Annotated in this window: 19 protein-coding genes and 1 pseudogene; 6 read left to right on the forward strand and 14 right to left on the reverse strand. The window is 69.9% G+C overall.

Going from position 1 to position 19066, the window contains the following annotated elements:
- Window positions 1–28 precede the first annotated feature (28 nt).
- The 6 genes from LAJ19_RS11250 to minD form a co-directional block, all read right to left on the reverse strand.
- On the reverse strand, window positions 29–973 hold the full coding sequence (locus LAJ19_RS11250; protein ID WP_225475840.1) for an aldo/keto reductase family protein: 945 nt from the start codon (window positions 971–973) through the stop codon (window positions 29–31).
- Window positions 974–1079: 106 nt separating this feature from the next.
- Entirely contained in the window at window positions 1080–1637 is a 558-nt protein-coding gene (locus LAJ19_RS11255; RefSeq protein WP_225475841.1) for a dihydrofolate reductase family protein, read from the reverse strand.
- A gap of 81 nt (window positions 1638–1718) precedes the next feature.
- On the reverse strand, window positions 1719–2786 hold the full coding sequence (locus LAJ19_RS11260; protein WP_225475842.1) for an FtsW/RodA/SpoVE family cell cycle protein: 1068 nt from the start codon (window positions 2784–2786) through the stop codon (window positions 1719–1721).
- Between the two features lie 79 nt (window positions 2787–2865).
- Window positions 2866–3570, reverse strand: coding sequence for a metallophosphoesterase family protein (locus LAJ19_RS11265; RefSeq protein ID WP_225475843.1), 705 nt, complete (start codon window positions 3568–3570; stop codon window positions 2866–2868).
- 3 nt (window positions 3571–3573) lie between these two features.
- Window positions 3574–3834, reverse strand: coding sequence for a cell division topological specificity factor MinE (minE, locus tag LAJ19_RS11270; RefSeq protein ID WP_225475844.1), 261 nt, complete (start codon window positions 3832–3834; stop codon window positions 3574–3576).
- A gap of 1 nt (window position 3835) precedes the next feature.
- A complete protein-coding gene (gene minD, locus LAJ19_RS11275; protein ID WP_225475845.1) occupies window positions 3836–4636 on the reverse strand; it encodes a septum site-determining protein MinD in 801 nt (266 codons plus the stop codon).
- Window positions 4637–4866: 230 nt separating this feature from the next.
- Between minD and LAJ19_RS11280 the strand changes: the two genes are divergently transcribed.
- The 3 genes and pseudogenes from LAJ19_RS11280 to LAJ19_RS11290 all read left to right on the forward strand — a co-directional run bounded on the left by LAJ19_RS11280 (window position 4867) and on the right by LAJ19_RS11290 (window position 9540).
- Window positions 4867–6729 carry an alpha/beta fold hydrolase gene (locus tag LAJ19_RS11280; RefSeq protein WP_225475846.1) on the forward strand — a complete coding sequence of 621 codons (1863 nt, stop codon included), beginning with the start codon at window positions 4867–4869 and terminating at the stop codon, window positions 6727–6729.
- A 110-nt stretch (window positions 6730–6839) separates the two neighbouring features.
- On the forward strand, window positions 6840–8312 hold the full coding sequence (rimO, locus tag LAJ19_RS11285) for a 30S ribosomal protein S12 methylthiotransferase RimO (protein WP_225475847.1): 1473 nt from the start codon (window positions 6840–6842) through the stop codon (window positions 8310–8312).
- Between the two features lie 80 nt (window positions 8313–8392).
- Window positions 8393–9540 (forward strand): annotated as a pseudogene (locus LAJ19_RS11290) (prepilin peptidase).
- A 55-nt stretch (window positions 9541–9595) separates the two neighbouring features.
- Here the strand turns inward: LAJ19_RS11290 and LAJ19_RS11295 are convergent.
- On the reverse strand, window positions 9596–10033 hold the full coding sequence (locus LAJ19_RS11295; RefSeq protein ID WP_225475848.1) for a superoxide dismutase: 438 nt from the start codon (window positions 10031–10033) through the stop codon (window positions 9596–9598).
- A 181-nt stretch (window positions 10034–10214) separates the two neighbouring features.
- Between LAJ19_RS11295 and LAJ19_RS11300 the strand changes: the two genes are divergently transcribed.
- Both LAJ19_RS11300 and LAJ19_RS11305 read left to right on the forward strand, forming a co-directional pair.
- The gene (locus LAJ19_RS11300; RefSeq protein WP_225475849.1) at window positions 10215–11663 is read left to right on the forward strand and encodes an aldehyde dehydrogenase family protein; all 1449 of its coding nucleotides are present in this window, start codon (window positions 10215–10217) and stop codon (window positions 11661–11663) included.
- On the forward strand, window positions 11660–12223 hold the full coding sequence (locus LAJ19_RS11305) for a molybdenum cofactor guanylyltransferase (protein WP_225475850.1): 564 nt from the start codon (window positions 11660–11662) through the stop codon (window positions 12221–12223). The genes LAJ19_RS11300 and LAJ19_RS11305 overlap by 4 nt, the downstream gene beginning before the upstream one ends.
- A 74-nt stretch (window positions 12224–12297) precedes the next feature.
- Here LAJ19_RS11305 and LAJ19_RS11310 read toward each other — a convergent pair whose 3' ends face one another.
- The 4 genes from LAJ19_RS11310 to LAJ19_RS22090 all read right to left on the reverse strand — a co-directional run bounded on the left by LAJ19_RS11310 (window position 12298) and on the right by LAJ19_RS22090 (window position 14438).
- Window positions 12298–12789 carry a DUF4385 domain-containing protein gene (locus LAJ19_RS11310; RefSeq protein ID WP_225475851.1) on the reverse strand — a complete coding sequence of 164 codons (492 nt, stop codon included), beginning with the start codon at window positions 12787–12789 and terminating at the stop codon, window positions 12298–12300.
- A 78-nt stretch (window positions 12790–12867) separates the two neighbouring features.
- Entirely contained in the window at window positions 12868–13488 is a 621-nt protein-coding gene (locus tag LAJ19_RS11315; RefSeq protein WP_225475852.1) for a Dps family protein, read from the reverse strand.
- A 48-nt stretch (window positions 13489–13536) separates the two neighbouring features.
- Window positions 13537–14025 carry an MBL fold metallo-hydrolase gene (locus LAJ19_RS22085; protein WP_432804209.1) on the reverse strand — a complete coding sequence of 163 codons (489 nt, stop codon included), beginning with the start codon at window positions 14023–14025 and terminating at the stop codon, window positions 13537–13539.
- Window positions 14026–14039: 14 nt separating this feature from the next.
- Window positions 14040–14438: an MBL fold metallo-hydrolase gene (locus LAJ19_RS22090; protein ID WP_432804210.1), complete on the reverse strand. Its 399-nt coding sequence runs from the start codon at window positions 14436–14438 to the stop codon at window positions 14040–14042.
- Window positions 14439–14488: 50 nt separating this feature from the next.
- On the opposite strand from LAJ19_RS22090, the gene LAJ19_RS11325 reads away from it, so the two are divergent.
- On the forward strand, window positions 14489–15739 hold the full coding sequence (locus LAJ19_RS11325; RefSeq protein WP_349774809.1) for an MFS transporter: 1251 nt from the start codon (window positions 14489–14491) through the stop codon (window positions 15737–15739).
- 74 nt (window positions 15740–15813) lie between these two features.
- On the opposite strand, the gene LAJ19_RS11330 is transcribed toward LAJ19_RS11325, so the two are convergent.
- The 3 genes from LAJ19_RS11330 to LAJ19_RS11340 form a co-directional block, all read right to left on the reverse strand.
- Window positions 15814–17163, reverse strand: a complete 1350-nt coding sequence (locus tag LAJ19_RS11330; RefSeq protein ID WP_225475853.1) for a S41 family peptidase — start codon at window positions 17161–17163, stop codon at window positions 15814–15816.
- Between the two features lie 111 nt (window positions 17164–17274).
- Complete coding sequence (locus LAJ19_RS11335) at window positions 17275–18360, reverse strand: M20/M25/M40 family metallo-hydrolase (protein ID WP_225475854.1); 1086 nt, start codon at window positions 18358–18360, stop codon at window positions 17275–17277.
- Window positions 18361–18480: 120 nt separating this feature from the next.
- Complete coding sequence (locus LAJ19_RS11340) at window positions 18481–18906, reverse strand: hypothetical protein (protein ID WP_225475855.1); 426 nt, start codon at window positions 18904–18906, stop codon at window positions 18481–18483.
- Between the last annotated feature and the right edge of the window lie 160 nt (window positions 18907–19066).

Here is a 19066-nt window from a genome sequence, read left to right on the forward strand (position 1 = left end):
CCGCCCCCTCCCTGGGTCCCGACTGGCCTCAGCGCGTGAGGACGCCCTCGATCTGCTCGATGACGTCACTGCTCAGCCGCACGCCGGCGGCCTTCACGGTGTCTTCGATCTGCTGAACTTTCGTGGCGCCGGTGATGACGCTGCTCACGCCTTTCTGACGCAGGATCCAGGCGAGGGCCAGTTGCGCGCGGGTGATGCCGAGGTCGTCGGCGATGGATTTCAGGTCGCGGACCTTCTGGATGTTGTCCTCGGTCAGGAAGTTCTTGCCCCAGTTGTCCTTCTCGGTGAGGCGGGCGCCTTCGGGGCGGCCGGTGTCGTACTTGCCGGTCAGGAGGCCCATGGCGAGCGGGCTCCACACGACGAGGCCCACGCCGGCACTTTCGGTGTAGGGCAGGATCTCGTTCTCGACGCGGTCACGGCGGATCATGGAGTACTCGGGCTGCTCGGTGACGGGAGCGTGCAGGCCGTTGGCGCGGGCGAATTCGACGGCCTGGGCGATCCGGGCGGCGGGCCACATGCTGGTGCCCCAGTACAGGGCCTTGCCGTCGCGGATCACCTGGTCGAAGGCCATGACGATCTCCTCCATGGGCACGTCCGGGTCGTAACGGTGCGCGAAGTAGATGTCGAGGTGGTCGGTGCCCAGGCGCTTGAGGCTGGCGTCGATGCTGTGCAGAACGTGCTTGCGGCTGAGGCCGCGGTCGTTCACGTCGTCACTCATGGGCCAGTAGACCTTGGAGCTGATCACCAGGGTGTGCCGGGGGAATTCGCGCAGCGCGGCCCCCATGAGTTCCTCGCTGCGCCCGCGGGCGTACACGTCGGCCTGATCGAAGAAGTTCACGCCGCCGTCGTAGGCGGCGGTCACGATTTCGCGGACCATGCTGGAGGCGTCCTGGTTGATGCCGTACGTTTCCCAGCCGCCCAGGGCCACTTCGCTGACTTTCAGACCGCTTCTGCCGAGGTTCCGGTATTCCATGCGGAGCACTTTATCTCTTAAAGCATCTGGAGGGGTTCAGATGGACGCTTCATAAAGAACCCTTCATCCCGTGACGTGCAGCGTGTGACACGGCGCGCCCACCCGACTAGGGGCGCGGACGGTAGGTGCTCTGCACCAGCCCCGACGGGAACGCCCGCGTGTGCACATGCTCCAGCCACAGGTCCCGTGCGAGCGGCCCGAACAGAGGCCGGCCCTGCCCCAGCAGCACCGGCACCCGGGTCACGATCAGCTCATCTATCAGACCGGCGCGCAGGAACGCCTGAATCACCTGCCCGCCATCCACGTACACGCCGCCCACGCCCGCACGCCGCAGCTCGCCCGCCAGGGTCTCCACCGGACCGGCGCGGATCCCCACGTGCGCCCTCAGCCGTTCGGGCATGTCGGCCGCGCCCAGGGTGCGGCTCAGCACGATCAGGTGCCGGCCGGCGTACGGCCAGGGATCGAACGCCCGCACCGCCTCGAAGGTGCCGCGGCCCATCACGACCACCTCCACGCCCGCCATGAACGCGCCGAACCCGTGATCTTCGCCGGGCGGCAGGGGCACGCCATCCGGCGTGGCGCCCGGCAGCCAGTTCAGGGCGCCGTCCAGCCGCGCAATGAAGCCGTCCAGGCTGGTGGCAATGAACACGCGGAACCGGGTCATGCCGTCAGCGTACCGGCCCACCGACCACCGCACCTCGGCGTTCTGGCCGAGGTCCACAGCGCTGTGCCAGGCACCTGGCGCTCAGATCTGGCCCTCGTAACGGTCGCGGTACACCACGTACGCCACGGCCAGCGTGCTCAGCGTACTGACCAGGCTGCTCAGCCCGTAGCTGATCAGCGGCAGGGTAATCCCGGTCAGGGGCAGCACGCTCAGGGCCGCGCCGATGTTTTCGACCACCTGAAACCCGATCTGCCCCAGCACCCCGGCGAACAGCACCTGGTCCTGCAGGCGGGGGGACTGCGCAGCCATGCCCGCCAGGCCCCACAGCAGCCCGCCGTACAGCAGCAGCAGGATCACGCCGCCCACCAGGCCCTGTTCCTCCAGCCACGTGGAGACCGCAAAATCCGTGTGCGCTTCGGGCAGGAAGCCGTTGTGCGACTGGCTGCCCTGCTTGTACCCTTTGCCCTCCAGTCCGCCGGACCCGACGGCAATGACGCTCTGAATCACCTGGTAGCCGGCGCCGCGCGGGTCTTTATACGGGTCGAGGAAGATGGTGAGGCGTTTCTGCTGGTACGGTTCCAGGTGCGGGTACAACACGGTGGGCACCGCCACGCCGACCGCCAGGACCGCCAGGACCGCGTGCCACCAGGGAATGCGGGCGGCCAGCAGCATGACGCCGAAGATCACGCTCAGCACCATCGCGCCGCCGAAATCCTGAACCACGACCAGCGCGGCGGCCGGCGCGAACACCGCCAGCGCGCGCGCGTAGGTGGGCAGCCCCCGGAACCCGCTGCGCAGCATCACGGCGAGCATCAGGATCAGGGCCAGCTTGGTGATTTCCAGGGGCTGGAACTGCACCGGGCCGAGCATGATCCAGTTCTTCTGCCCGTTCACCTCCTTGCCGATCACGAAGGTGCTGGCCTGCAGCAGCAGCGCCAGCCCGAACAGGTGCGGCGCGAAGCGGTAGATCCGGTCACGGCCTGCCCACCACAGCAGCGCGATGGGCGCGGCGGCCAGCGCGACGCCCAGCAGCTGCTTCGTGAAGATTCCCTCGGACACGCGAGGGGACAGGGCGGCGGTGCTGACCGTCATGAGGCCCACCACGAGAAGCAGCGTCACCAGCAATGGAAAACGCAGGTCGTACTTCAAAGGCGGCTCCGGGGGGTGGCGAATGTCACGCTCCCAGGCTAGTGCGTGCGGGCGTGACATTCGTAAGAAGCGTCAGCGTTCAGCCCGGCGGCCGTCCGGTACGCAGGTGCTCGGCTTCCTGCGCCCCCATGGGGCAGTGCGCGGCCGCCCAGGCGGCCGCCGCCTCCACGTTGTACGGCACGCGGCGGAACGTGACGTTCCACTGCCCGGCGCGGCGCTCCAGCAGGGTCCAGCGGGCAGCCGGGTCACCCTGCAGCTGCCGGGACACCGCGCCCACATTCACGAACGTCAGGCCGTGGACGCTGCGCAGCTGCTCCTGGTGCGTGTGGCCGATCAGCACCACCCGCGCCGCCGGAAAGTCCTGCACGCGCGCCTCGAGTTCCGCAGGCGACGCGCTGCGGCCGTCCGGCCCGGCGAACAGGGCGTCCCAGGTGGTGTGCGGCGCGCCGTGAGCGAGCAGCAGCTCGCCTCCGGCACGCTGCGCGGTGGTGGGCAGCGCCCCCAGCGTCCCCGGCAGGTCCGGGGGCAGCTGTTCGGTCACCCAGGCCTGCCACTCCGGAAAGCGGTCCGGGTGCCAGCCCGCCACCAGTTCGTCCGTGTTGCCGCGCACCGTGGGGGGCGCGTGCTCCAGCTGCAGCGCCCAGGCGCGCGCCGGATCGGCCGCCCCCCACACGGTGTCACCGAGGTTCAGTGTCAGGTCCGGCGCGCAGGCGCGAAGATCGGCCAGCACGGCCTCGAGTGCAAAGGCGTTGCCATGCACGTCCCCGAGCACCGCAATCCTCATGGTTTAGCGGCTCCGGGCTCCGCCAACCGGCCCCGGGCCCTCATCCAAGGGAATGTTCGCCATCAGGACCACCATGTCGCCGCGCTGCTCGATCTCCACGCTGCTGTTCCCGGTGGGGAAGTAGCGCTTGACGACCTCCAGCAGGTCGTTGCGCAGGGCGTCCACCTTCCCGGGCGGAATCTGCGCGCGGTCGTAGGCCAGCACCAGTTCCAGCCGGTCCTTGAGCGTTTCCTTGGTGCGTCCGCGTTTCATCCAGGAGAACATGTCACGCCCCCCCGAACAGCCGGCGCAGCGCCGCCAGGAAACCCCGGTCCTCCTCGAACTTCGGGTACGGGATGTCCTCGCCGCGCAGGCGGCGGGCGGTCGCCATGAACGCCTCGCCGGCCTTGGTCTTGCCCAGCACCGCCGGTTCGCCCACGTTGGTGGAGACGATGATGCCCTCGTCCTCCGGCACGATACCGATAGGTTTCACGCCCAGGATGTCGAGGATGTCCGCCTCGCTGAGCATGTTGCCACTGGCCACCATCTTGGGCCGCAGGCGGTTGATGACCAGCCGGATCTCATTGACCTGCTGCGCTTCGAGCAGCCCGATGATGCGGTCGGCGTCACGGACGCTGGACACCTCGGGGTTCACGACCACCAGCGCGCCCTGCGCGGGCGCGGCGGCCGTCCTGAAGCCTGACTCGATGCCGGCGGGTGAGTCAATCAGGATCCGGTCGAAGCCCTCGTTCTCCACGAGGTCCCGCACGACACCCTTGAACACTTCGGGGTCCAGGGCGTCCTTGTCGCGGGTCTGGCTGGCGGGCAGCAGAAACAGGTTCTCCACGCGCTTGTCGCGGATCAGCGCCTGGCTCATGCGGCATTTGCCTTCCAGGACGTCCACGAGGTCGAACACCACGCGGGATTCGAGGCCCATCACCACGTCGAGGTTGCGCAGGCCCACGTCCACGTCAATCACGGCAACCTTCTCACCCAGTTTCGCGAGTGCCGCACCAATGTTGGCGGTGGTTGTGGTTTTACCCACGCCTCCCTTCCCGGACGTGACGACGATGACCTTGGCATTCATGTGGACGCAGTGTAGCGCGCCAGCCTGAGGGGCCTGAGCGGGTCTTGGCCCGGCTCTCATCTTCAGGGCGCCGCACCGGCCGGCCGGACAAAGTCAAGCGGAAATGCGTCTCCCCCAAACGGGGGCAGCTGCTACCGTCCAGCACGGAGCCGGGCGGCACGACCGCCGCGCGCCCCGGCACACCGCCCGTGCCGGGGTCAGGAGCCGGCTCGCTCCCTGGAGGGACCCTCATGAAAAAGCTGCCGTTTGCCCTGCTGGCCCTGACCACCACGCTGGCTGCCTGCACCCGCACGCCTGCCCCCGCCCCCGCCCCTGACGCCCTGAAGTCCTTTACCGAGCAGCAGCTGACCTGGGCGGCCTGCGATCCCACCATCCTCGGCGGGGATGAAACGAAACTCTTTGACACCCTGGGCGCGCGCCTGACCTGCGCGGATATGCAGGTGCCCCTGAACTGGGCCAGTCCCACTGCCGGGAAAGTCAGCGTGTCCCTGATCCGCTACGCCGCCTCCGACACCAAGAAGCGTCAGGGCGCCATCTTCTTCAACCCTGGTGGGCCTGGCGGCGACGGCCTGGCCTTCGCGCCCCTGTACGGGTACTTCTGGGAGAACAACCTGACCGACACGCCCGCCAAGGCCGGCCTGAAAGCCATGACCGAACAGTTCGACCTGATCGGCTTCTCCCCCCGTGGCGTCGGCGCGAGCAGCCGCCTGAACTGCGGCACGAACGAACTGATCAACCCGGTTAACCCGCCCGCCACCGACCGCAGCGAGAAGAATGTGCAGGCCATGATCCGCCAGGGCAAACTGATTGCGCTCGCCTGCCAGAAAAACCCCATCACGCCGTTTATCAACACGGACGCCACCGCCCGCGACATGAACCTCGCCCGGCAGCTGATGGGCGACCAGAAACTGAATTACATCGGGTACTCGTACGGCACGTGGCTGGGGTCCTGGTACGCCAAGCTGTTCCCGCAGCACACCGGCCGCATGCTGCTGGACGGCAACACCTCCTGGAACGCACCGTTCGAGGAGACCTTCAGGTACCAGCCGCTGGGCTTCGAACGGGACTTCCGTGATTCCGCCGCGCCGTACCTGGCCCGCCAGAACGCCTACTTCGGCCTGGGCGACACCGGCGCGAAAGTGTACGCTGCGCAGAACGCGCTGAATCCCGAGCTGCGCTACATCACCAGCAACTACATCGCGCAGTTCATGTACACCCGTGACAACCTGCCGCTGATCGGCCTGGTCCTGAAACCGGCCGTGGTTGCGAGCGCCCTGATCACGGCCCATCCCGGCGCCAGCACCGGGGAGCTCATGGCGCTGGCCGCGCAGGAAACGTACCTGCCGGATAAGGAGAGTAACGCCACCGCCGCGCAGATCGCGCAGATGTTCCTGGCGTTCCGCGACGAGCTGCTCAACGCGGCCCCCGCGCCCGCCGAACTCAACGCGTCCGGCTCGGTGTTCACGGCCGTGACCTGCAACGACACCGTCTGGAACCAGGACCTGAACGCCGTGCGCGCCGCTGACGAACTCGAAGCGAAAACCTACCCGCTGATCGGGGGCAGCTCGGTCGCGAATGCCTGCCGGCAGTGGAAGGGGGGCCCCAGCGTGAAACAGCCTGCGCTGCCCGCCAACATGCCGCCCGTGCTGATGCTGCAGAATGAACTTGACCCTGCCACGCCGCAGGAAGGCGCCCTGAAGGCCCTGAACAGCACGCCCAGCGCCAGGATGATCTTCATTGACGACGAACCGCAGCACGCCGCGTTCCCCTACGGCACTGAGTGCGTGGACACGCCCATCACCGAGTACTTCCTGACCGGGAAACTGCCGCAGGCGAAGATGAACACCTGCTCCGCGCTGCCCCTGCCCGGCGAGCAGGCGGTCGTGCCGGTCAAGACGCTGAAGGTGCAGAGCGGCGCGCTGTGCTTCGCCCGCCCGGACCTCAGCAGCCTGTCCCTGCGCGAGCAGCGCCTCACGTACGCCCGCAGTGAGATGCGCCGCATCCTGACCGACAACGCCCGGGCGCTGTTCGGCGGCAGCCAGACCGTGAACGCCGCCCTGAATGCCCAGCTGACCGTGCGCGACTGCCAGTGAAGCGCACCTTGTAATCCAGTCCCTCTCTTTGGCCAGCCCGTCACGCTAGAGTGGCGGGCTGAACTCTGTGCCCCCGGGGACCTGGGTGTGGCGCGCGAGCAAGGAGTGATATGACGGAAGCAGTGAAGCCCGCCACGGCGGGCGCGAGAAAGGTGGGATTCATCAGCCTGGGGTGCCCGAAGGCGCTGGTGGACAGCGAGCGGATCCTGACCCAGCTGAGGATCGAAGGGTACGAGGTCGCGCCAAGTTACGAGGATGCCGACGCAGTCATCGTGAACACCTGCGGGTTCATTACGCCCGCCGTGGAGGAGAGCCTCAGCGCGATCGGAGAAGCGCTGGACGCCACCGGGAAGGTCATCGTGACCGGGTGCCTGGGCGAGCGGCCGGACAAGATCATGGAGCGGCACCCGAAGGTCGCGGCCATCACCGGCAGCGAAGCAGTGGACGCCGTGATGGGGCACGTGCGGGAGCTGCTGCCCATCGAGACGGACGCGTTCACGGGGCTGCTGCCGGTCGCGGCGCCCGGCATGCGGCCGGGGCTGGAAGGCGCACGGGCGGACCTGCTGGCGCCCAGCGTGAAACTCACGCCGCGGCACTACGCGTACGTGAAGATCGCCGAGGGCTGCAACCACACCTGCTCGTTCTGCATCATCCCGAAGCTCCGCGGCCTGCAGGTGTCACGTGACGCGGGGGCCGTGCTGTACGAGGCGTACCGGCTGATTGCCGGCGGCACAAAAGAACTGATGATCATCTCGCAGGACACCAGTGCGTACGGCGTGGACGTCCGCTACCGCGAGAGTGAATTCCAGGGCGGGCAGGTGCGCGCCCACCTGACCGACCTCGCCGTGAAGCTCGGCGAGATGGGCGCGTGGGTGCGCATGCATTACGTGTACCCGTACCCCCACGTGGAGAAGCTGGTGGAGCTCATGGCGGCCGGCAGGATCCTGCCGTACCTGGACGTTCCTCTGCAGCACGCCAGCCCCACGGTCCTGAAACGCATGCGGCGCCCCGGGGCCGGCCGGCAGCTGGACACCATCCGCCGCTGGCGGGAGATCTGCCCGGACCTGGTGATCCGCTCGACGTTCATCGTGGGCTTTCCCGGCGAGACCGAGGAGGAGTTCCAGGAGCTGCTGACCTTCCTGGAAGACGCACGTCTGGACCGCGTGGGGGCTTTCGCGTACAGCGACGTGGACGAGGCCGACGCCAACCGTCTGGACGGCGCGGTGCCCGAGGCGGTGAAGGAGGCGCGCCTGGCGCGGTTCATGGCGGTCGCGCAGCGCATCAGCGCTGAGAAGCTGGCCGAGAAGGTCGGCCGCGTGATGGACGTGATCATCGACGAGTTCAACGACGATGAGGACGATCTCGCAGGCACGAAGCTGATCGGCCGCACGAAGGGCGACGCGCCGGGCATCGACGGGCAGGTGTACGTGTTTGCCGGGGACTTCGCCGGACAGGTGAAGATTGGGGACATCGTGCGGGTGCGGATCGAGGACAGTGACGAGTACGACCTGTACGGCGAAGTCGTGGAGCGGCCCGAGTGGCGGCCGAACGTACCGCAGCTGGGGCACTTCGGGAAGCACTGACCCCAGGCCGCGGCCTGCGCCGTGGGCAGCCACGGCGCCTTCGCAAGACGGCTGTGACGATTGTTCCCTACACTGCCGGGGTGACCCCTGACGTGCTTCTCGTGATTTTCGCCGGGCTGCTGGGCCTGCTGGTCGGCTCGTTCTCGAACGTGCTGATCTGGCGGCTGCCGCGCGGGGAGAACATTGCCTTTCCGCCCAGTCACTGCCCGAACTGCGATCACCGGCTGGGCGTCGTGGATCTGGTGCCGGTGCTGTCGTGGCTGAGTCTGGGCGGACAGTGCCGGTACTGCCGCGCGCCGATCAAGGCGCGGTACCCGGTGGTGGAACTGCTTACGGGCGTGGCGTACGCGGCGATTGCCGCGCTGTTCCCCCCGCTGGTGGTGGGGTGGGGCGCGCTGGGCCTGATGGTGCTGTTCACGATTCTGCTGGTGGGCAGCGCCATTGACCTGGACACGTACACCATTCCGGATGAGCTGACGCTGCCAGGCGTGGCGCTGGGCGTCCTGTTCGGCGCGCTGAACGGTCGCGCGGGGAGCGAGGGGCTGCCGGACCTGTCGGGTGCGGTGCAGGGCGCCGTGCTGGGCGCGGGTGTGGTGGTCGCGATCAACCAGTTCGGGTCGTGGGTGCTGCGCCGCTTCCGGGAGCGGTCGTACCCGGAGTTTCCGCTGGGGTACCAGCAGATCAGTCTGGGGCTGCTGGCGGGCGCGTGGCTGGGACCGTGGTGGGGGGCGGGCGCAGCGCTCGCTTCGGCACTGGTGAACGTGGCGGCGCGGCGGGTGGTGCGCGTGCCGGAAACCGTGACGCTGGGCGGGGCGCTGGTCAGCGTGATGCTGGGCAGTGCCGGGTACGGCGGCGGCCTGATCCTGATGGTGCAGGGGGCGCTGGCGGCGGCGGGCGTGACGGCGCTGGTATGCGGCGTGTACTGGTGGCTGCACTGGCGCCGGTATGGGGAGGACACCACAGGGGACGACACGCAGGTGGACGCGAGCGCCATGGGTTTCGGGGACGTGAAGCTTGCCGCGGTGATCGGGGCTTTCCTGGGCTGGGAGCGGCTGCTGCTGGCGCTGGTGGTGGCGGTGTTTGCCGGAGCAGTGTTCGGGGTGGTGCAGCTGGCGTCGCGCCGCGAGAACCGCGTGAAGTTCGGGCCGTTCCTGGCGCTGGGGGCGGTGGTGGCCCTGCTGTGGGGGGCGCCCTGATCAGCGGGTACCGCGGGATGCTGGGCCTGTAATCCACAGAGGCGGGGGGACCAGGCGTCGGCTGCCCGGTCCCCCCGCCTCTGTGGATTACATCTTGACGCTGGTGCAGCTCACGCCGGCGTCGGCGGGGGTGCCGGCGGCGTCGCTGGCGGTGTGAATGTTGTAGTACGTGGCGTTCATGACGTCGGCAGTGGGGGCGTTGCCCATCAGGGTCAGCATGCCCATCGCGTCGGTCCGGCCGACCATCTTGCTGCTCATGATGGGCGCGCCGGCGCTGCTGCAGGGGTCGGTGCTCGCGGTGCCCTGCAGGTGGTAGTGCGCGACGTAATAGGTGTTGGGCGCGAGGCCGGACACGCGGGCGGTGGTCATGACCATGGCGGCGTCCCGCTGGACGGTGACGGTACCGCTGGAGTTCAGGGCGCCACCGGCGGGCTGTTTGCCGAGCGTGTAGTTCATGGGGGTGGCCATCATGGCGCAGGAACCCAGGGCAAGGGACAGGGCGGACACGAGCAGCGTCTTGTTCATGGTGAACCTCCGTGGTTGGTTGTTGCGTGGGCAGTGTGTGCCTGCGCGCGCTGCAAAGAGTGTTGGATGTCACTCTTTGTGACGGCTGCCTGAAGGAGCTCTCAAGGACAGATGCGGGGTTTATACTGAGTGCAAGTTCCTGCTTCTCCTGCGCCGCTCCTCCCTCCTGCCGAGGTGTGCCATGACCCACTTTCCGCCGCCGCCCAATCCCGACCTGCAGGCGCTGTTCGAGCGGCAGCGCGCCCACCGCTGGACCGCCGCCCGCAGCACCGCCGCGCAGCGTCAGGCGCTCCTGCGCCGCTTTCACGACGCCCTCCGCGCCCACCGCGTGCCCCTGGCCGACGCGCTGCGCGCCGACCTGGGCAAAAGCCGCGCCGAAGCGGAAATCACCGAGCTGCACCCGGTGCTGGAAGAAATTCAGCATGCGATCCGGCACCTGCCGCGCTGGATGGCGCCGCGCTCCGTCAGGACCCCTGCGGCGCTGGCGGGCGCCCGTAGTGAGATTCAGGCGCAGGCGCGCGGCGTGACGCTGATCCTGAGCCCCTGGAACTACCCGGTCAACCTGGCGCTCGCTCCCCTCGTGGCGAGCCTCGCGGCGGGCAATACCGTGATCCTCAAGCCCAGCGAGAAGGCCCCACACGTTGCCCAGGCCCTCGCGGACCTGCTGGGCACCACCTTCGACCCGGCATTGGTGGCCGTGGTGCAGGGCGACGCGGCCACCGCGCGTGCCCTGACCGATCTGCCTTTCAATCACCTGTTCTTTACGGGCAGCGCGGCGGTGGGCCGGCAGGTGATGTGCGCCGCCGCCGCCCACCTCACGCCCGTGACCCTGGAACTGGGCGGCAAGAGCCCCGCGCTGATCGACGCGAGCGCGGACGTGCGGCGCAGCGCCGAGCGAATCGCCTGGGGCAAACTGCTGAACGCCGGCCAGACCTGCGTCGCCCCGGATTACGTGCTTGTGCCCTCACAGCAGCGCGACGCGCTGATCCTGGCGCTCGATGAGGTCATTGCCCGCCGGTACGGAGACCGGGCGTGGCTGCGTGCCGGGCCGGACTACGGCCGCATGGTGGACACGGCCAGCGTCGAGCGGCTCGAACGTCTGACCCGCCAGAGCGTGCAGCAGGGCGCCCGGATCGCGCTCGGCGGTGAGTTCAGCGGCGCGGAACGGTTTATCTCCCCCACCGTGGTGACGGACGTAACGCCCGACATGCCCCTGATGCAGGAAGAACTGTTCGGGCCGGTCCTGCCCGTGCTGACGTACGACACGCTCGACGAGGCGCTCGCCCTGATCCGCCGTCTGGACGCCCCGCTGGCCCTGTACCTGTTCACGGAAGATGACGCCGTGACCCGCCGCGTGCAGCAGGACACCACCAGCGGCGGAATGGTGGTGAACGGCACGGTCGTGCATCTCATCAACCCGAACCTGCCCTTCGGCGGCGTTGGTCCCAGCGGCATGGGCAGCTACCACGGCGAGCACGGCTTCCGGACCTTCAGTCATGAGCGGGCGGTGCTGGTGGAGCCCGCGCGCAGCCCGGTGCGGTTCATGTACCCGCCGTACGGGCGGCCCGGCCCGCGCCTGGTCGCGTGGGCGCTGCGGCTCCTGGAACGCCAGCGCGGCCCGCGCGAATGACCGGCAGCGACTGTCCCTTCAGCGCCGCAGTCACGGCGGGCGGGCAATCCAGCCGTTTCGGGTCCGACAAGGCCCTGGCCCTGCTGAACGGTCAGACGCTGCTGGAACGGGTGTGCGCCAGCCTCGCCGGGTGCAGGACGCGGCTGCTGGTCGCTCCGCCGGGCCGGTACGTCCTGAGCGGCTGGCAGGCGGTGCCGGACACCCGGCCCGGCGAAGGGCCGCTGGGCGGACTGGAGGCGGCGCTGCGCGCCGCGCCGGACGGCTGGGTGGCGTTCGCAGGCGTGGATATGCCCTTTCTGACCGAGGCGTACTGGGCGGCGCTCTGGGCGGCGCGCACGCCGGGCGCCCTGAGCGTGCAGGCGCTGAACGGCGAGGGCCGCGCGCAGCCGCTCGCTGCGCTGTACCACACGGGCCTGCGCGAGCGGGTCACGGCGCAGCTGAATGCCGGAGAACGCCGGCTACGGCAGGCCGCGCCGCCCGCCCAGGTGGTGACGGTCGCGGGCCTGCCCGTGAGCGCCCTGCGGAACGTGAACACCCCGGCAGACCTGAACGGGTCCTGAGTGAGTGGTTCGTGGAGACCCAGAGCCACCGACCGGGCGACCTGGTCAGGGCTGACCCGGCCCCGGAGGAACGCTCAGCCGTACCTGGCCTTGTGCTCGCGCTTCAGCCGGGCGTACGCCTCGTTCGCTTCGGCTTCCTGCCATTTCGCGCGGAAGATCAGGGCCGATTCGGCCTTCACCGGGTCCTCCGGGTCGCGGGGACGTTCTGCGCGGCCGTGCGCGCCGCTCTGCCCTTTCTTCTCCTCCGGCACGGGTCCCTCGTACTTCCGGCCGCCCCGGTGGTTCGCGTACCGGCGCGCACGGGTGTAGCCCATCTGCAGGAACTTGCGGGCCATGTCGGCACCCACGAAATCCCCGGCTTTCAGGTACGCCAGGAACATCCCGTACAGCGTGTCGCTGCTGGTTCTCGCCAGGTCGGGCGTGGCGAAACGCCAGTGGGGCAGCAGTTCACCCTTGTACGGCTGCACAAGCAGCACGCCCTGCTCTCCCACGCCCACCCGGTACAGTTCCGGCTGGGCGCGCAGGTCGAGCGCGGCGTAATTCAGGGAGTAATCAAATTTCGGCACCCGCCCTCCTGACTCCAGAGGGCGCCCGGAACGGCCGGGCGACCCTGCGCTGTCCGGGTCCGCCGTGACGGCAGGCCTTCAGTTCATGCGGTCGTCGTCCATCATTGCCTGCAGCATCCAGCGGATCTTGTCGCTGGTGGCGGCGTACCCGTTGTACATGTCGGCCGTGGCGGGGTCGTTGGCGTCGTCCACCGTCTGGCTGTCGTCGCGGTAGCCGCGGCTGACGCGCGTCAGGTCCGCGACAAGGTCCGCCACCTGCGTCCGCGCGTCACGGACGGTCTCGGTGGGCACCTGCACCACGGTGTAGCGCTGGATGTCGCTGGGCGCGGCAATGGGGCTGCCGCCCAGGGCCACAAGCCGCTCGGCCTGCTCGTCGATGCTGGGGAAGATCTCGGCAATGAACTCGTCGTACGCGAGGTGCAGGTCCCGGAAGAAGCGCCCGCGGATATCCCAGTGGTACTTCTTGAATTTCAGGTACAGGCTGATGGACGTCGCCAGGTTGCGCTGCAGGGTCTCGGCAACCGTGCCGAACTCCCCCTCCGTGAGGTAGTTGTGGTCCACCAGGGCGTTGTTCGTGGTGTTCAGGTGCGCGGCGTCCGCGCTGGCCTGACCGGTCGAGCGGCCGGCCGGGGCTTTGCCGTCACTGGTCGCCTGGGTGGGCGCGGGTTTCTTCGGGGCGGCCTTGCTCTTCTTGGTCATGCGGTCACCGTACCGCCGGGCGGCCGGGGGCGCCCATACGGGTTTCCTTCACCCTTGCGCCGTGAACAGCAGCCGGTTGCCGGTGACGGTCATGGTCACGCGCTCCGCTTCGAGCAGCTCGGTCAGGTGCGCGCTGACAACCGCGCGGTTCAGCACGACCGCGCCCGGCTCGCGCATCTGCACGCCCAGCGCGTCACACACCCGCGCCAGCAGCTCATCCACACCCGCCACGCCCGCCCGCACGGCCCCCTCGACTGCGGCCGTGGTCCGGCTGTACGCCTCCAGGTTGGCGCGCACCAGTGCGCCCAGGTCCGCTTCCGGGGCCCCGTGGCCGGGCAGCGTGACCCCCACCCCCTCCAGTTCGCCCAGGCGCGCCGCGGCCTCCTTCTGCAACGCGGAATCCTGGCAGAACGTCAGGGGGTGCTTTGCCAGGGCGTCCGGGCCGAACAGGGCGTCCGCCGCGTACAGGACCTCACCCACCCGCACGGCGTACATCATGCTGGCGTGCCCGGCCACCTCAATCAGTTCCAGGTTCACCCCGCCAATGCGGGTCAGGCCGGGCTCCGGCGCGAGCCGGGCCGGGCTGGGCGGCGCGAGCAGGAACTTGTTCTGCAGCGCCCGGGGGGCCTCGCCCCGAAGAGCCCCACGGGTTCGAGGATCGGGTACGTGATGAGGGCGTCCTCCAGCGGCGGCGCGAACACCTTCAGCTCCGGGAAGCGCTTCAGGATGAAGGCGTTGCCGCCATGATGGTCCGCGTGGCTGTGCGTGTTCAGGATCCCGCTGGGGTTCAGGCCCAGGGTCTCCAGCGCGCGCAGCAGCTTGCGGGCGTGCCCGTCGTCCAGACCGGTGTCCACCAGCAGCGCTGCGCCGCGCCCGTCCTCGATCACCAGGCTGTTCACGGCGCCCGGCAGGTAGTGCACGCCGGGCGCCAGGAGGGTCAGGCTGCTCATGCGGGACAGCGTACCCCCGCGCGGCGCGGGGCGGGTGTAGCCTGCCCGGCGTGAGTGCGCCTGCCCCTGTGACCGTTCCGCCCGCGCCGGACCCGGCGCCGTTCCGGCTGTCCGCGGCGCAGCAGGGACTGATCGCATCGAACTTCCTGATGTGGGGCGGGTTCTTCGCCGTGATTCCGCTAGTGACCGTGCACTTCAGCGGGCCCACGGCGCACGGGGGGCTGGGGTGGAGCGCCGCGAGCGTGGGTCTGGTGCTGGGCCTGCGGCAGGTGACGCAGCAGGGCCTGACGGTGTTCGGCGGAGCGTGGTCCGACCGGCTGGGTCCCAAACCGCTCATTCTGGCCGGGTGCCTGCTGCGCACGCTCGGGTTCGCGTGGATGGGCTTTACCGACACCCTGCCGGTGCTGCTGGCCGCCGCGACCCTGGCCGGCGTGGGCGGCGGTCTGTTCGACGCGCCCAAAAGCGCAGCGATCACCCAGGTGACTCCAGCCGGGCACCGCACCCGGATGTTCAGCCTGACCAGCCTGTCCGGAAACGCCGGCATGGTGACAGGCCCGCTGATCGGCGCGGCGCTGCTGGGACTGAGTTTCCGTACGGCGGCCCTCGCGGCGGCCAGCGTGTACCTGCTGGCCGCCGTGGTGCTGGCCGTCACGCTGCCGCACCTGCGGCCTGAACGTGGCGCGGGCCGCAGCCTGGACGGCCTGCGGGTGGCGGCGCAGAACACCCGCTTCCGGCGGTTCACGCTGGTGCTGATCGGGTACTTCATCCTCAGCACGCAGATCAACGTGGCGGTCACCCTGAAAGCCATCGCGCTGGCGGGCGAAAGCGCCACCGGCCCGCTGTACGGGCTGTCCGCCGGCCTGGCGGTGGCGCTGCAGTACCCACTGCTGCGGGCCGTGGAACGGTTCCTGCCGACCCGGGCGGCGCTGGTGGCGGCGGTGGCGCTGGTGGGCCTGAGCCTGGGTCTGATGAGCCTCGCTACGTCGTTTCCGGCGCTGCTGGCGTGCGTGGCGCTGTACTCGCTGGGCACCATGACGGTGTATCCCACCCAGCAGACCCTCACGTCGCGGTTCGCGCCGCCGGAGCGGGTGGGCAGTTACTTCGGGTTCTCCGCGATCAGCCTGGGCGTGGGCGGCGCGGTGGGCAGCGTGCTGGGCGGCGCCCTCGTGGACGCCGGCGCCCGGGCGGGTGTGCCGGCCCTGCCGTGGGTCACGCTGGCCGTGATCGGGCTGTTCACGGCGCTGGGCCTGCACTGGGCGCTGCAGGGAATGGACGCGCCGGGCGAGGCCGCCCAGGCCTGACGGGAAGGCAGGTCAGGAGGAGGGCCACGCCCCAGGGAGCCGCCCTCCTCCTTCTTCGAGGGTGGGCGGGGGGGTCAGCGGGGGTTGCGGAACGGGTCCATGCTCAGGGTCGGCGCGCTCCGCAGCGCCTGCAGACCGTCCTGCAGCAGGGCGTCCACGCCGCGCGTGAGCTGCCGCACGGCCGCCTCGCCCTGGTCACGCACGATGTTCGGCGTGACGCTCACGGGGTAGGAGGTGCCGTCCGGTTTGGCGTAGTTCAGGATCGTGAGCTGCAGGGCGCCCTCCCCCACAGGGAACACGCGGGTGGCGGTGTTGCCCACCCCGGCGGTCTGTTCCCCGATCACCGGCCCGCGGCGCGCGTACTGGATCTCGAAGGCGAAGAACTCGCTGCACGAGGCGCTGCCCTCGTCGACCAGGACGGTCATGGGGCCGGTCCAGAGGTTCGGGTTGCGTACGCTGCCGGCCAGGCGACCATCTTCCAGGCGGGTGCCGCGGCTCACGACGGTGCGGGCGTTCCCGTCGGCGGTGCGGGCCAGCCGGGTGAGGCTGGGCACGAAGGCACTCACGGCGCTGTCACACTCGGCGAGGCTGCCGCCGGTGTTGCCGCGCAGGTCCACGATCAGCCCGGCCGCCTGGGCCGTCTGCGCCTGCCCCACCAGGTCATGCACGCGCTGCGCCACGCCGCCGCCGGACAGGAAGGTGGGGATGCGCAGCACCGCCACCTGGGCTGTCCCGCTGGGCACCAGGGTCAGGCGCGGGAGGTCCACGGTGCTGCTTTCCCGCGCCGCGATGGTGATGCTCTGCGGCTGCCCGAGGCGCTCCAGGCCCAGCGTGATGGTCTCGCCTTTCTCGCGGGCGGCGCGCAACGCTTCGTACGTGTAGGGCTTCGAGTTGATGGTGAGCAGCGTGTCGCCGCGCTGCAGGCCGGCTTCTTCCGCGGCACTGCCGGGCACCACTTCGGTCACCACGCGGTTCTGGCCGTCAAGGGCGGCGAGTTTCACGCCGAACTGCAGGCGGTTGCCGCCGGTGACGCTCGCACGGAAGTCGCGGTAATCCTCCGGCGTCTGGAAGAAGGAGTGCTCGTCGCCCAGCGCGGTCAGTTCAGCTTCCAGCACCGGGTATGCCTTCGCTTCGGCGCAGGTGTCGGGCGTGGGCGCGCAGACGTTGTCGAGCCGCAGCTGGTACTCGCGGGTCAGGGCGGCGCGGTCCACGGCGGACAGGCCGCCGTACTCGTTCTGGAGCAGCTGGTTGGTGCGGTTGAACACGTCCTGTGCGGGGGACACGCCCTGCGCGAGGGCCGGGGGCACGCCCGCGCCCAGCAGCAGCGCCGTGAGACCTGCCGCGCGCGCGGCGCGAAGAAGCGGCAGGACAGGCTGTCCCTGCAGGGCAGGTCGCAGCGACGGGCGGCGTGCGGGGCGTTTCATCGGTGCCCATATTCTGCGCCGGTCAGATGGGAATTTCGTGGGCTGACATTGGAACGAATATCACAGGATTCGGGCGCCTGGACGCGCAATTCGGGTTCCTCGGACGAAGGCTCAGGCGACCGGGTTGCGCTGGTAGAACTCCACGGTGCGGCGCAGGAACTTCAGGCCGGGTGTGAGGCTGCTGACCTGCACCCACTCGTCGGTCCGGTGTGCGTTGCCGCCCCGGTACACACCGACCGCCAGGGCCGGCAGGCCGTGCGGCACGGCGGCGTTCGCGTCGGTGCTGCTCGACGCCAGGCGCAGGTCAAGGCGGCCGTCGCGCGCCGCGTCCCGCACCACGCCCAGCAGCGCTTCGCCGCGCAGGTCCCCGCCGGGCCGGTCGCCCACGCGTTCCAGCTGCACCCGCACGCCCGCGTCGCGCGCCGCGCTGTGCAGCGCGGCAACGGCGCGGCGGTCCAGGTCGGTCAGCACGTCGCCGTCCAGGGACCGCAGGTCCAGCAGCAGTTCGGCGCTTCCCGCAATGGAGTTCACGCTGGTGCCCCCCCCGGCGACCCCCACGTTCAGGGTGGTGCGGGGACTGACCGGCAGGTGCAGGGCGTACAGGGCGCTGATGGCGCGGCCCATGGCGTGCAGGGCGCTGGGCGCCTGGTCGCCCCAGGAGTGCCCGCCGGGGCCGGTGAAGGAGGCGCGGTAGCGGCGTACGCCCACGCCGCGGGTCACGGCCACGCCGAGGTACCCGTCCACGGCGAGGAAAGCGCCGAGCTGCGCGCGGTGCTCGGCGAGCAGATGCTTGGCGCCGCGCAGGTCCCCCAGGCCTTCCTCACCCACGTTGGCCGCCACCCACAGCGGGCGGCGCAGGGGGAGCGGGCTGGCGCGCAGGTCGCGCAGCAGGGCCGTGACGACCGCGAGGCTGGCGCTGTTGTCCCCCACGCCCGGCCCCACGAGGCGGCCGGCGTCCTCGCGCACGGTCACGTCGGTGCCCTCGTCGAACACGGTGTCCAGGTGCGAGGCGAGCAGCAGCGCGGGGCGGTCCTCGGTGCCGGGCGGGGTCAGGCGCGTCAGGACGTTCCCGGCCGCGTCGCGTTCCACCGCGTACCCCAGGTCCTGCCACAGGCCCGCGATCAGGGCCGCCCGCCGCTCCTCCCGGAACGTGGGGGCGGGCGTCTGGGCGATGAGCTTGAGGTACGACAGAGGCATTCGCGTCATTCTAGTGGCGCCGCGCCCCCGGGGGTCCGCGTCCCAGTGAAGCGTGAAGCTGCGCCACACCAGCGCGGGCCGGCCCCGGATGTGGGGCCGGCCCGATGGGGTGCGTGGCGGTCAGTGGCGCAGCATGCGGCTGCCGATCATGCCGGCCAGCCCCACCAGGCCGGCCTTGACAAGCGGGCTGCTGAGGGCCCCGCCGGGGGCGAATACGGCTTCCAGGGGGCTGCGGCCATCCTGCGCCGGAGCCTGCGCGGCCTGCGCGTACGCGTTCGCCAGGTCGTCCGGGTCGTCATGCCGGACCTGCTGCACGGGATTGGCGGGACTGCGCACAATGGCGTCCCCCACCTCGCGGCGCTGGTCAGCGCTCATGCCGCCCACGTAGTCGCGCAGGATCTCGTGGCGTTCCTCCGGGGAGGCCTGCGACAGATACTCCTGAATGTACGCGGCAGCTTCCTGGGGGCTGACCTGCCCGTCTCCGTCCGTGTCGCGGGGATCAAGGCGGGCCATCTGTTCATGGCGGTCTTTCTGTTGCAGGAACATGCGGTACCTCCGTGGTGGGGCGGCGCGGGGTCCTGAACCCGGTGTCCGGGACCGGCGCGCCGGAACGTCAGTGAACGTGTTTCACGCTACGGAGCGCTTGTCCTGTTCGCGTGAGGTGCGCCTTCAGTGTCATTCATGCCGCGTGCAGTGATTGGCATGC

Source organism: Deinococcus taeanensis (assembly GCF_020229735.1).
Lineage (GTDB): Bacteria > Deinococcota > Deinococci > Deinococcales > Deinococcaceae > Deinococcus > Deinococcus taeanensis.